Here is a 12,047-nt window from a genome sequence, read left to right as displayed (position 1 = left end):
GGCGAGGACGGCCGAACACGAGGCAGGAAGCAGGCAGGAAGCAATGAGCGGGAAGCAGGGGAAGGAAGAAGCGCCCTTCAGTCGACGTAGTCGGCGACCAGAGTCGCGAACTCGTCGGGTGTGACCAGCCGGATGCCGAGGTCCTCGGCCTTGGCGCGCTTGGATCCCGCGCCTTCGCCGGCGACGACCAGCGTGGTCTTCTTGGAGACGCTGGAGGAGGAGCGGCCACCGGCGCGCTCGATGAGTTCGTTCATCTGGTTGCGGCTGAGCTTCTCCAGCGGGCCGGTCATCGCTCCGGTGACGACGACCGCCATCCCGGTCAGCGGCCCGCCCGCCGGCTCCGCGCCCTGGGCGCCGGTATCGGTGTCGGTGTCGGTGTCGTCGGCGGTGACCGGCGGAGTGGCACCGGGCTCGGTCATGTTGACCCCGGCCGCGGTGAGCTTGTCGATGAGCGGGGCGAGTTCGGCGAGTTCGGCCACGATGGACGGGGCCTTCTCCGTGCCGATGCCCTCGACCCGCTGCATCGCTTCGGCGTCGGCGGCACGGATGTGGTCCATGGTCGCGAAGTACCGGGCGATACGACGGGACATGGAGCGGCCCGTGCCGCGGACGCCGAGCGCGCACAACACCCGCGACAATGGCTGCCCCTTGGCCGCGCCGATCGCCGCGAGGAGATTGTCGGTGCTGGTCTCACCCATCCGTTCCAGGGCGAGGAGTTGGTCGCGCGTGAGGGCGAACACGTCGGCCAGATCGGCGACCAGGCCGGCCTCGACGAGCTGGACGACACGGGTGTGGCCCAGGCCCTCGATGTCGAGCTGGTCGCGGCCGGCGGCGTACGAGAGGGCGGCGACCAGATGGCAGTTGCGGCCGTTCTCGCAGCGCCAGCGCTGCTCGCTGGTGTCGATGGTGGAGCCGCACCGCGGGCACACCTCGGGGAAGACGATCGGCCGCTCCTCGCCGGTGCGCAGATGGGCGACCGGGGCTTCGACGCGGGGAATCACGTCCCCGGCGCGGTGGACCATCACGTGGTCGCCCAGACGCAGGTCGCGGCGGGTGATGTCGGCAGGGTTGTGGAGGGTCGCGTAGGTGATGGTGGAGCCGTCGATCTCGACCGGCTCGAGGACCGCGCGCGGAGCGATGATGCCGGTGCGGCCCACGTTCCACTCCACCTCCAGCAGCCGGGTGATCTTCTCCACGGCCGGCAGCTTGTAGGCGATCGCCCAGCGCGGTGCACGCGAACCGGATCCGGCGGCCTCCTGATCGGCTGCGAGGTCGGCCTTGACGACTATCCCGTCGATCCCGAACGGCAACTCCGCCCGAAGCGCGGCGATCTCCTTGACCCGGGCCAGGACCTGCTCGGCGGTCTCCGCCGTGGTCCCGGGCACGGCGGTGACGGCGGTGGTGTTCACGCCGAGCTCGCCGCACCGGGCCATCAGCTCGCTGTGCGCGGCCTCGGCCAGCCGTGCCGCGAGGGCTCCCTCAGTGCCGGGCAGCGGCAACAGGGCATAGCCGAAGAAGGTCATCGGCACGGTGTAGGCGCGGTCCTTGGCGCGCAGCGTGCCCGCCGCCGCGTTGCGCGGGTTCGCGAACGGCTGGCCGCCGTGCGCGGTGCGCACCTCGTTGGCGTGCTCGAACTGGGCGGTGGTCATCAGGACCTCGCCGCGCACCTCCACCGTGACCGGTTCGGTGAGTTCGGCCGGGAGGCCTTCGACGGTGCCGATGGCGTGCGAGACGTCCTCCCCGGCCGTCCCGTCGCCACGGGTGATCAGCCGGGTGAGGCGACCACGGGTGTACCGGGCGGCGATCGCGAGGCCGTCGAGCTTCGGCTCGACACCGAACCGTGTGACGTCGTGGCCGATCCGCCGGGCCAGCGACGCGGTCCAGGCGGTGAACTCCTCCGGCGAGAACACGTTGTCCAGGCTCAACATGGGCACCGTGTGCGGGACATCGCCCTCCACGGCGCCACCGGCGACCTTCCCGGTCGGTGAGTCGGGCAGCACCTCGTCGGGATGAGCGGACTCCCACGCCGCGATGCCCCGCACGAGCCGGTCGTAGGTGTCGTCGTCCAGTACCGACGTGCCGCCCGCGTAGTAGGCGGCCGAAGCCTTCACGGCGTCCTCGACCGCCTGCGCGTAGGCGGCGGCATCCACGATCACTGCGGCTGGTGTTGTCATACCCGCCATCCTGCACGCCACCACTGACAACGCCCCGGTACGCGTCTGCCGCACGTCGGAAACCGGGTGACCGCGGCGGCGGTGACCACTAGGGTGAACTCGTTCAGGTGCGAAGGTTTCGGCTACTTCTCCTGTCAAGAGAGAGACGCGGGTTCGAATCCCGTCGCCCGCCCCGGCGGGTGTCGTCCAGCGGCCCAGGACACTTACGTCGCCGACACCGATCCCGATCTCTGAACACCGCGACACGAGCCGTCCGCCACGGGGGAGTACAGGCGGGCGGCTTCGTCGTGCGCGCGGGAGCGGCTGTCGGTGACGACGGCCCGCCGCTCCCGCCAGGCCGCGGCTCGGCTCACTCGGGCGGCGCGGAACCCGGCGCGCCCACCCGTAGACCGTCCATCACGAGGTCCAGAAGGCGGGTGGCGCGCGGCTGCCAGTCCCCGTCCGCGTCGATCTGCCAGAGACCGGCGATGAAGAGGAAGAAGTCCTCCGGGGTCACTCCCGGGCGGATGGTGCCCGCCTTGTCGTTCGCCGCCAGGAGCAGAGCGGTGGCCGAGGACATCGCGCCGTGCCCCAGCCGGGTCAGGGTGCCGTGCGCGAGGGTGGTCGCGCGCAGGGCCTCGGCCAGGCCGACCTTGGTCATGGCGAACTGGGCGAGGCGGTCCATCCACTCCCGCAGGGCCCGGTCCGGCGGACGCGTCTCGAGCAGCTGCGCCGCGGTGTCGGCGACCTGCTGCACCTCGTGGCGGTAGATCTCCAGGAGGAGTGCCTCGCGATGGGGGAAGTTGCGGTAGAACGTCCCCTGCCCGACCCCCGCCTTCTTGGCGATCGCGCTGAGCGGGGTGTCCGCCGACCGCGTCAACTCGACCAGGGCCACCTCGAGGATGCGCTCGCGATTGCGTTGCGCGTCCGAGCGCAGCGGGGTGGCCTTCTTCTGCTGCACTCGGGCCTCCTTCGTCCTCCGCCCTGCCAGGCGGGCGCCTTGCTAAGCGGACAGCTGTCCGATAGGTTCATGATTAACGGACAGCTGTCCGCTTAGGTTCACCATACCGCCGGATCCGGCCAGTGTGGACCATCGGTGTTCCCTTTTCCCGGCCCTCTCGCGACTTCCTTTCCCCCTCAGACAGGCGAAAGAAGGCTGATCATGGCCCCCACGACGTCCAGCGCCACGACCTCGACGTCCAGCACCATCACCCTGCACGTCAACGGCGAGAAGTACACGCTGCCCGTCGACCGTCGCACCACCCTGCTCGACGCGCTGCGTGAGCGTCTCGATCTCACCGGTACCAAGAAAGGCTGCGATCAGGGTCAGTGCGGCGCCTGCACGGTGCTGCTCGACGGACGCCGGGCCGTCTCCTGTCTGCAACTCGCCGTCGCCGCCGAGGGACGCGAGATCACCACCATCGAAGGGGTGGCGGACGGTGAGCGGCTGCATCCCGTGCAACAGGCCTTCCTCGACCTCGACGGCTACCAGTGCGGCTACTGCACGCCCGGCCAGATCTGTTCGGCCCTCGCGGTGATCGAGGAGCACGCGGCGGGCTGGCCGAGCGCCGTGACCGCGGACGTGCGGCCCGAAGCGGGGGTTCCGCAGCTCACGCCCGAGGAGATCCGCGAGCGGATGAGCGGCAACCTGTGCCGGTGCGGCGCGTACGTGTCGATCGTCCAGGCCGTTGCGCGGGCGGCACGGTCGTCCGATGCACGGTCGTCCGATACGCGATCGTCCGAGACCAAGGAGGAGGCGGCATGAGGGAGTTCGACTACGAGCGCGCCTACGACGTCACCGGCGCGGTCGCCCTGCTGGGCGCCGACCCGGACGCGCGCTATCTCGGCGGTGGGACCAATCTCGTCGACCTGATGAAGAGCGGGGTGGAGCGGCCCGCCCGGCTCGTCGACGTGCGTGAACTCCCCCTCGACCGCGTCGAGTTCACAAGGAGCGGCGGTCTGCGGATCGGCGCGACCGTGACCAACAGCGACCTCGCCGCCCATCCCGACGTACGGCGCCACTACCCGGCGTTGACCCAGGCCGTGCTGGCCGGGGCCTCCGGTCAGCTGCGCAACATGGCCACGGTCGGCGGAAACCTGCTCCAGCGCACCCGCTGCGGCTACTTCACCGATCTGGCGAAGCCCTGCAACAAGCGGGTCCCCGGCAGCGGTTGTCCGGCCGTCGAGGGCGAGCACCACAACCACGCCATCCTCGGTGCCTCCGCGCACTGCGTGGCCACGCACCCCTCGGACATGGCCGTGGCCCTCTCCGCCTTCGACGCCGTCGTCTCGTACGAAACGGCGGACGGGCCGGGGGAGTTGCCGCTCGCGGAGTTCTATCTGCCGGTGGGCGACACCCCGCACCTGGAGACCGCCCTGCCGCCCGGCGCGCTGATCACCGGCGTCACCCTTCCGGCCGCCCCGGTCGCCGCCCGCTCCCGCTATCGCAAGGTGCGCGAGCGCGCCTCGTACGCGTTCGCGATCGGCTCGATCGCCGCCGCACTCGACGTCCACGACGGTGTCGTACGGGAAGTGCGCCTCGCCTTCGGGGCGGTGGCCTCCCGGCCGTGGCGGGCCCGTGCGGCCGAACGGGCGCTGACCGGGGGACCGGCGAGCGCCGAGGCCTTCGCCGCCGCCGCGGACGCCGAGCTCGCGGCCGCCCGGACGCTGCCCCACAACGGATACAAGGTGCCCCTGATGCGCAATCTCGTCGTGGCGATGCTGACCGAACTCACCGAGGAGGTGGCCCGATGACCGGCACGACCGCGACCACGACCGCGACGACGGCGGCGACCGCGACGTTCGGGGCCGTCGGCGCCGCGCACACCCGCGTCGAGGGCGTGGCCAAGGTCACCGGGGCGGCGCGCTACGCGGGCGAGGTCCCTTATCCCGAACTCGCCCACGGCTGGCTGGTGTTGTCCACCGTGGCCCGTGGCCGGATCCGCGCGGTGGAGTCCGCGCCCGTCCTCGCGATGCCGGGCGTCGTCGCCGTCCTGCACCACGAGAACGCCCCGCGTCTCAACGGCGACTACACGAACGCCTTCGGGGCGCCCGACCCGGTCGCCCAGATCTTCCAGCACGACCGGGTCCCGTTCGTCGGCTGGCCGGTGGCGCTGATCGTCGCCGAGACGCCCGAGCAGGCCAGGGAGGCCGCCGAGGCCCTCGTCGTCACGTACGACGAGGAGCCGCACGACGTCGTGTTCGCCGCCGGGCTCCCCGGGGTGTACGCGCCGGAGAGCGCCCCCGCCGCCCAAAAGGGTGACCTGGAGGCCGAACTCGCCGCGTCCGCCGTCGTCGTGGACGCCGAGTACAGCACTCCGGAGGAGCACCACAGCCCCATGGAGCCGCACGCGGCGATCGCGCGCTGGGACGGCGGCCGGCTCGAGGTCATCGACTCCAACCAGGGCAGCAGGTTCGTGGCGGACGAGCTCGCGAAGCTGTTCTCGCTCGACCCCCAGTCGGTGCGGGTGCGCTCGGAACACGTCGGCGGCGGCTTCGGCTCCAAGGGCACCCGCCCGCACTCGGTCGCCGCCGCGATGGCCGCGACCGTCCTCCAGCGCCCCGTACGCGTCGTACTGACCCGCCGCCAGATGTTCTCGCTGGTCGGCTACCGCAGCCCCACGGCCCAGCGGGTCAGGCTCGGCGCCGACGCGGACGGCCGGCTGCGCGCGTTCGACCACCGGGCCGAGTGCCTCACCTCGACCGTGTACGAGTTCGTCGAGCGGGCCTCCGAGTTCGGGCGCGCGATGTACGACTCCGACGCGCACTACTCGCAGACCCGTGTCGTACCGCTCGACGTGCCGACCCCGAGCTGGATGCGGGCGCCCGGCGAGGCGCCGGGCTCGTTCGCGCTGGAGTCCGCGCTCGACGAACTCGCCGAGAAGTGCGGACTCGACCCGATCGCGCTGCGCGCCCGCAACGAACCGGCCGTCGGCCCCGTCTCCGGTCTGCCGTTCAGCGGCCGCAACCTGCTCGCGTGCTTCGAGGAGGGGGCCCGCCGGTTCGGCTGGGCGGACCGTGACCCGCGTCCCGGTGTCCGCCGCGAGGGCCGCTGGCTGCTCGGGACCGGCACGGCCGCGTCCACGTTCCCCGTGCTGTCCGCCCCGTCCACGGCGGCCGTGACGGCCGAGCCGGACGGCAGCTTCACCGTACGGATCACCGCGTCCGACGTCGGGACCGGGGCCCGCACCGCGCTCACCCTGATCGCCGCGGACGCGCTGGAGGTGGCGCCGGAGCGCATCCGGATGCGCATCGCGGACAGCGACTTCGGCTTCGCGATGATCGCCGGCGGCTCGATGGGCACCCGCTCCTGGGCCTGGGCGATCAGGGTCGCGGCGGACGAGCTGCGCGAGCGGCTGGCCCTGGGCGGCGGCATTCCGCCGGAGGGGATCACCGCACGCTCGGACACCTCACAGGCGGTCGGCGCGCTGGAGCAGAAGGAACGGCACTCCTTCGGTGCCCAGTTCGCCGAGGTCGCCGTCGATGTCACCAGCGGGGAGGTGCGGGTGAGGCGGATGCTCGGCATCTTCGCGGCCGGCCGGATCGTCAACCCGCTGACCGCGCGCGGGCAGTTCGTCGGAGGCATGGTCTGGGGGCTGTCCATGGCCCTGCACGAGGAGGCTCACCGGGACCGGGCAAGCGGCGGCCACGTCGGCGCCGACCTCGCCGGCTACCACTTCTCCGCGCACGCCGACGTACCCGACATCGAGGCGGACTGGGTGGACGACCCCGACCCCGGGGACCCGGTCGGCATCAAGGGCATCGGCGAGATCGGGGTCGTCGGAGCGGCGGCGGCGATCGCCAACGCGGTCTGGCACGCGACGGGTGTACGTCACCGGAATCTGCCGATCCGCCCGGACCGGGTGCTGCTGGCGGGCACGGGAGGGGACCGGGATGCTTGACATCGCCGACGAGCTGAGCCGCTGGGCCGAGGAGGGACGGGACTTCGCCGTCGCCACCGTCGTGAGCGTCGGCGGCAGCGCCCCGCGCGGCCCCGGCGCCGCCCTCGCGGTCGACGGCGGCGGCACGGCCATCGGCTCGGTCTCCGGCGGCTGTGTGGAAGGCGCCGTGTACGACCTGTGCGTCCAGGCGCTCCAGGACGGCCGGACGGTGCTGGAACGATTCGGATACAGCGACGAGGACGCCTTCGCGGTGGGGCTGACCTGCGGCGGGGTCATCGAGGTCCTGGTCACCCCGGTGCGCGCGGACGCGCCTGAGCGGCCGGTGTACGCGGCGGCGCTGGCGGCGGCGTCCCGGGGCGAGGCGGCGGCCGTCGCCCGGGTGGCCCGGGGACCGGTGGAACTGCTGGGGAGGGTGCTGCTCGTCCGCCCCGACGGCTCGTCCGACTCCTCCGACTCCTCCGACTCCTCCAGCTCGTCCGACTCCTCCGGGGCATCCGACCCGTCCCGGTCGTCCACGTCGTACGCGGGAGGCCCGGGCGTCTCCCACGAGGGGAGCCTCGGTGGTCGTCCCGAGCTGGACCGCACGGCGGTGGCCGAGGCACGGGCCCTGCTGTCGGCGGGCCGCACCGGCACCCTCGAACTGTCGGAGGACGGCGCGCGCTGCCCGGGTGGCGTGACCCTGCTCGTCGAGTCGAGCGTGCCACCGCCCCGAATGATCGTCTTCGGCGCCGTGGACTTCGCGACGGCGCTGGTACGGGTGGGCAGGTTCCTCGGGTATCACGTGACCGTGTGCGACGCCCGCCCGGTCTTCGCCACCCGGGTCCGCTTCCCCGACGCCGACGAGATCGTGGTCGACTGGCCGCACCGCTACCTCCGGCGGACCGTGACCGACGACCGCACGGTCCTGTGCGTGCTCACTCACGACGCCAAGTTCGACGTACCGCTGCTGGAGGCGGCCTTGCGCATGCCGGTGGCGTTCGTCGGCGCCATGGGGTCACGCCGCACGCACGAGGACCGTGAGCGGCGGCTGCGTGAAGTCGGCCTCGGCGAGCGGGAGTTGGCCCGCCTGAGATCCCCGATCGGGCTCGACCTCGGGGCCCGTACGCCCGAGGAGACCGCGCTGTCCATCGCGGCGGAGATCGTCGCGGCCCGGGAGGGCGGGACAGGCGCTCCTCTGACCGGTTCCAGGACACCGATCCACCGCGACGGGGGCGGACGGGGGACCGGCGCGGCCGGGGCGCGCGAGGCTGCCTGAGAAAGGCGCGTGAAGTCCGACGACCCGAGCGCGAGGTGCACGGGTCGACCACCCTGGAGGTACCGCCGGTGCCTGGCCGGCGCGACCTGGGAGGTTGGAATGGACACCATGCACGCGGTGCGCGGCCACCGACGGGGCGGCCCCGAGCAGCTGACGTACGAGCTCGCCCCGCGCCCGGTGCCGGGCCCCGGAGAGGTCCTGGTCGGGGTACGGTCCGCGTCCATCACGCCGGACGAACTGGTCTGGGACGCGACCTGGACCGACAGCTTCGACGGCAGCGGCAGCGAGCGGGTGCCCATCGTGCCGTCCAAGGAGGTCTCGGGTGTCGTCGCCGAGCTCGGCCCCGAGGTGTCGGACTGGAAGGTCGGCGACGAGGTGTACGGGCTGATCCCGTTCACCCGGGACGGGGCCGCGGCGGAGTTCGTCGCCGTCCCCGCGGCCGTGCTCGCCGCCAAGCCGGCCCGGCTCGACCACGACCACGCGGCGGCGCTGCCGCTGGCCGGGCTGACGGCCTGGCAGGGCCTGGTCGTGCACGGCGGCCTGCGCCCCGGTGCCCGGGTGCTGGTGCAGGGCGGCGCGGGCGGGGTGGGCTCCTTCGCGGTGCAGGTCGCGGTCGCGCTCGGTGCCTCGGTCACCGCGACGGCCGGCGCCGAAGCCGCCGATTTCGTACGCGGGCTGGGCGCCGAGCAGGTCGTCGACTACCGGAGCGAACGCTTCGAGGAGCAGGTCAAGGACGTCGACCTGGTCTTCGACACCGTCGGCGGCGACACCCAGGAGCGCTCCTGGCAGGTGTTGCGTCCCGGCGGTCGTCTGGTGAGCATCGTCGCCCCGCCCGACGCCACGAAGGAGGGCGGCAGGTTCTTCGTCGTGGAACCGGACCGCTCCGGACTGGAGGAGCTGTCCCGCCTGGTCGCGGACGGCGAACTGACTCCGCCCGTCGACCGCGTCTTCCCCCTCGCCGAGACCGCGCAGGCGTACGCGGCACTGGAGCGGGGCCACCGCCGGGGCAAGATCGTGCTGCACGTTTCCTGAGCCGACGCCGGAGACCGCACGCCGTCGAGGTGTGGCCGTGGCTCAGGAAGCCGAGGCCGGTCGCGCGAGCCAGTCGTACGCGCTCCGTGCGGTGAACTCGCGCTGACCGCCGCGCAGCAGCAGACCCGCCGTGGCGAACGCCGGGTCGTCGGCCTGTGCGGCGACGTACGGGACGGCGATGCAGCGCATCCCGGCCGCGTGTGCGGCGGCGGCGCCCGGAGCGGCGTCCTCCAGGACCACGCAGTCCGCCGGGTCGGCCTCCAGACGGCGCGCCGCTTCGAGGAAGACGTCCGGGGCGGGCTTGCCGTGCGCGACCTCGTCGGCCGACACGACGGTCGTCAGATGGGCGGCCAGGCCGGTGCCCGTCAGGATCGCCTCGATGGCGGCGGGTGCGGAGCCCGAGGCCACGGCCATCGAGGCGCCCTCGGCGGCCAGCAGTTCCACGAACCTCCGCATCTCCGGGTACACGTGCGTGGCGGCGCGGGCCAGCTCCAGATAGCGGCGGTTCATGTCGGCGAGCAGGGCGTCCAGCGGGGACCGCAAGGCGTAGTGGTCCTTCCAGAGCGCCACCGTATCCCGGGTGCTGATGCCTACGTAGCGCTCGTGCTCGGCCCAGGTGAAGTCGGTGATGCCCTGCGCGGCGAGCGTCTGGCGGCCGGCCTCGAAATAGTTCGGCTCGCTGTCCACGAGTGTGCCGTCGAGATCGAAGATGACCGAAGTGCGGCCGAGAGTGCTCATGGGGTCCAGGATGCCAAGCGAGGCCGAGCGCGGCCGATCACCCCTGTGCCGGCCGTCAGCTTCTCGCCGCTCGCCCGATCGACTCCACCAGTGGCAGCACCCGGTGCGGAACCCGCTCGCGCAGTGCCACCTCGGTGCGGGTGCGGACGACGCCGGGCATGCTGATGAGCGCCTGGATCACGTCCTCCAGGTGGGCGTTGTCGCGCGCCACGACCCGGGTGAGCAGATCGCCGCCGCCCGTGATCGAGAACGCCTCGATGATCTCAGGTACGGCGGCCAGCGCGTCGCCGACCTCGTCGAGGTGGCCCTGCGTGACCTCGATGTGCACGAAGGCGAGGACGGGGTGGCCGAGCGCCGCGGGGGACAGTGAGGGGCCCGTACCCGTGATCACCCCGTCCCGTTCCAGCCGGTCGAGGCGGGCCTGGAGCGTGCCGCGGGCCACACCGAGCATGCGGGCGTACTCGCGCACGCTGGTACGCGGTTGCTCCAGCAGCAGCCGCAGGATGCGGGTGTCGAGTTCGTCCACGGCCATGATCCACCGGCCTCCCTGCCGCCTGGGCTGATCTTCTTCGACCGTACCAATGGCTCGGCCCGCCGTGAGCCCGGTGGGCCGGTTCACCCCTCCCGCTCACTTTGTCCGCCGCGCCGCGTTTGCCGGTGTGCCGCCCACCGCGTTACCTGGAGGGGTGGCGCAGGGCTCGAGGAGCGGCGAGGAGCGACGATGATCACGCAGGAGCAGGTCGACCGAATTCTCCGGCTCGCGGGGAACGGGCTCCCGTTCGTCTCCCTCTACCTTCCGGTGGAACCGGACCAGCCAGGCCGTCGTACGTACCGGGCCCGGCTGGCCAGTCTGCTGGAAGGCATCAGGCCGCTCGCGGACGACCGCTCGCTGGAGCACGCCGCACGGCTCTCGCTGGGCGACGACATCGCGAAGATCGAGCAGAGGCTCGGCGAGGAACCCCAGCGGCCCGGGACCGTCGTCGTCTTCTCCTGCACTGGCCACGGTGTCTACGAGGAGGTGTGGCTGCCGCGCGCCACCCACGAACGCGTCGTGGTGGACGCGGACCCCTACGTCCGTCCGATGCTGGCGGTGCTCGACGAGTACGACCGCACCTGCGCGGTCGTCGTGGACGAGGCCACCGCACAGGTCTGGGAGTACCACCTCGACGAGGTCCGGGAGCTGGAGGCGATCCGCGACCGGACGCTGCGGGGGCCCGAGCACGCCGCGGGGCTCGACGAGGTGCGGGTCCGCGACAGGGCCGACGAGCTGAGCAAAAGGCACTACCGGCGGCTCATCGGCGAGCTCAAGCGCCTGTTCAAGGAGGGGGGCTTCGATCTGCTGGCCGTCGGCGGGCACCCCTATCAGGTGCCGGCCTTCATCGAGTACCTCCCCCGTGACCTGCACGACCGGCTCGTCGGCCGCTTCACCGTCGACCGCGACAGCGCGACCGCCGCCGACATCCGGGACAAGGTACGCGTCCTTGTCACCGACCGCGCGTACCAGGAGCAGGAGCGGCTGGTCGGCGAGATCCTCGAAGCCGTAGCGACCAAGCATCACGCGACGGTCGGACTCGACGACACCCTGTGGGCGGGCTCGCTGGCCGCGATCCGGACGCTGGCCGTGGACGCGGAGGCCGTCGCGCCGGGAGTCGTGTGCGACCGTGACGGGCTGCTCGCCCGCACCGGGGAGCACTGCCCGCTCTGCCAAGACGCCCTGCGCGAGGTCCCCGACGTCATCGAGGAACTGGTGAAGACCGTCATCGAGGACGGCGGCGAGGTCCGCCACATCGAGATGGAGACGGACCTGCGCACGCACCTGACCGGGGCCCTGCTGCGCTTCGAGCTCCCCCCGCACCCGGTCGACACGGAGTGATGCCAATGGCATCCACATGGCTCCCCTCCCCGCCCGATGACTGTGCCAATGGCTCAGTGCTCCGGAGTCCACTTGAGCCAACAGCCCCGATGATG

The 12,047-nt window shown here is 72.3% G+C and carries 10 protein-coding genes; 6 read left to right on the top strand and 4 right to left on the bottom strand.

What is annotated here, in order from left to right:
• Nucleotides 1–77: 77 nt before the first annotated feature.
• Together ligA and FNV62_RS10295 are read right to left on the bottom strand one after the other, a co-directional pair.
• A complete protein-coding gene (gene ligA, locus FNV62_RS10300) occupies nucleotides 78–2,174 on the bottom strand; it encodes an NAD-dependent DNA ligase LigA (protein WP_399222124.1) in 2,097 nt (698 codons plus the stop codon).
• A 349-nt stretch (nucleotides 2,175–2,523) separates the two neighbouring features.
• Nucleotides 2,524–3,114 (bottom strand): TetR/AcrR family transcriptional regulator, encoded by a 591-nt coding sequence (locus FNV62_RS10295; RefSeq protein WP_143600814.1) that lies wholly within the window; start codon nucleotides 3,112–3,114, stop codon nucleotides 2,524–2,526.
• Nucleotides 3,115–3,315: 201 nt separating this feature from the next.
• Between FNV62_RS10295 and FNV62_RS10290 the strand changes: the two genes are divergently transcribed.
• From FNV62_RS10290 to FNV62_RS10270, 5 genes are all read left to right on the top strand, one after another.
• On the top strand, nucleotides 3,316–3,918 hold the full coding sequence (locus FNV62_RS10290) for a (2Fe-2S)-binding protein (RefSeq protein ID WP_054228863.1): 603 nt from the start codon (nucleotides 3,316–3,318) through the stop codon (nucleotides 3,916–3,918).
• Complete coding sequence (locus FNV62_RS10285; protein ID WP_143612732.1) at nucleotides 3,915–4,907, top strand: FAD binding domain-containing protein; 993 nt, start codon at nucleotides 3,915–3,917, stop codon at nucleotides 4,905–4,907. The genes FNV62_RS10290 and FNV62_RS10285 overlap by 4 nt, the downstream gene beginning before the upstream one ends.
• Complete coding sequence (locus FNV62_RS10280; RefSeq protein WP_143600808.1) at nucleotides 4,904–7,054, top strand: xanthine dehydrogenase family protein molybdopterin-binding subunit; 2,151 nt, start codon at nucleotides 4,904–4,906, stop codon at nucleotides 7,052–7,054. The genes FNV62_RS10285 and FNV62_RS10280 overlap by 4 nt, the downstream gene beginning before the upstream one ends.
• Nucleotides 7,047–8,309, top strand: coding sequence for an XdhC family protein (locus FNV62_RS10275; RefSeq protein ID WP_143612730.1), 1,263 nt, complete (start codon nucleotides 7,047–7,049; stop codon nucleotides 8,307–8,309). The genes FNV62_RS10280 and FNV62_RS10275 overlap by 8 nt, the downstream gene beginning before the upstream one ends.
• Before the next feature lie 99 nt (nucleotides 8,310–8,408).
• Nucleotides 8,409–9,341, top strand: coding sequence for an NADP-dependent oxidoreductase (locus FNV62_RS10270; protein ID WP_225900221.1), 933 nt, complete (start codon nucleotides 8,409–8,411; stop codon nucleotides 9,339–9,341).
• Nucleotides 9,342–9,383: 42 nt separating this feature from the next.
• Here the strand turns inward: FNV62_RS10270 and FNV62_RS10265 are convergent, their stop codons facing one another.
• On the bottom strand, nucleotides 9,384–10,079 hold the full coding sequence (locus FNV62_RS10265) for an HAD family hydrolase (protein ID WP_143600804.1): 696 nt from the start codon (nucleotides 10,077–10,079) through the stop codon (nucleotides 9,384–9,386).
• A 55-nt stretch (nucleotides 10,080–10,134) separates the two neighbouring features.
• Nucleotides 10,135–10,611: an Lrp/AsnC family transcriptional regulator gene (locus tag FNV62_RS10260; protein WP_054228858.1), complete on the bottom strand. Its 477-nt coding sequence runs from the start codon at nucleotides 10,609–10,611 to the stop codon at nucleotides 10,135–10,137.
• Nucleotides 10,612–10,800: 189 nt separating this feature from the next.
• On the opposite strand from FNV62_RS10260, the gene FNV62_RS10255 reads away from it, so the two are divergent.
• A complete protein-coding gene (locus FNV62_RS10255; protein WP_143607440.1) occupies nucleotides 10,801–11,952 on the top strand; it encodes a hypothetical protein in 1,152 nt (383 codons plus the stop codon).
• Nucleotides 11,953–12,047 lie beyond the last annotated feature (95 nt).

It is taken from the genome of Streptomyces sp. RLB3-17, assembly GCF_007113425.2.
GTDB lineage: Bacteria > Actinomycetota > Actinomycetes > Streptomycetales > Streptomycetaceae > Streptomyces > Streptomyces mirabilis_D.
The sequence above is the reverse complement of the archived record's forward strand: the minus strand, read 5'-3'. Positions and strand labels throughout refer to the sequence as shown.

Bases quoted from the DNA above. Each gene is read 5' to 3' on its own strand.
- ligA (WP_399222124.1), bottom strand. From the start codon at position 2,174: ATGACAACACCAGCCGCAGTGATCGTGGATGCCGCCGCCTACGCGCAG.
- FNV62_RS10290 (WP_054228863.1), top strand. From the start codon at position 3,316: ATGGCCCCCACGACGTCCAGCGCCACGACCTCGACGTCCAGCACCATC.
- FNV62_RS10285 (WP_143612732.1), top strand. From the start codon at position 3,915: ATGAGGGAGTTCGACTACGAGCGCGCCTACGACGTCACCGGCGCGGTC.
- FNV62_RS10280 (WP_143600808.1), top strand. From the start codon at position 4,904: ATGACCGGCACGACCGCGACCACGACCGCGACGACGGCGGCGACCGCG.
- FNV62_RS10275 (WP_143612730.1), top strand. From the start codon at position 7,047: ATGCTTGACATCGCCGACGAGCTGAGCCGCTGGGCCGAGGAGGGACGG.
- FNV62_RS10270 (WP_225900221.1), top strand. From the start codon at position 8,409: ATGGACACCATGCACGCGGTGCGCGGCCACCGACGGGGCGGCCCCGAG.
- FNV62_RS10265 (WP_143600804.1), bottom strand. From the start codon at position 10,079: ATGAGCACTCTCGGCCGCACTTCGGTCATCTTCGATCTCGACGGCACA.
- FNV62_RS10260 (WP_054228858.1), bottom strand. From the start codon at position 10,611: ATGGCCGTGGACGAACTCGACACCCGCATCCTGCGGCTGCTGCTGGAG.
- FNV62_RS10255 (WP_143607440.1), top strand. From the start codon at position 10,801: ATGATCACGCAGGAGCAGGTCGACCGAATTCTCCGGCTCGCGGGGAAC.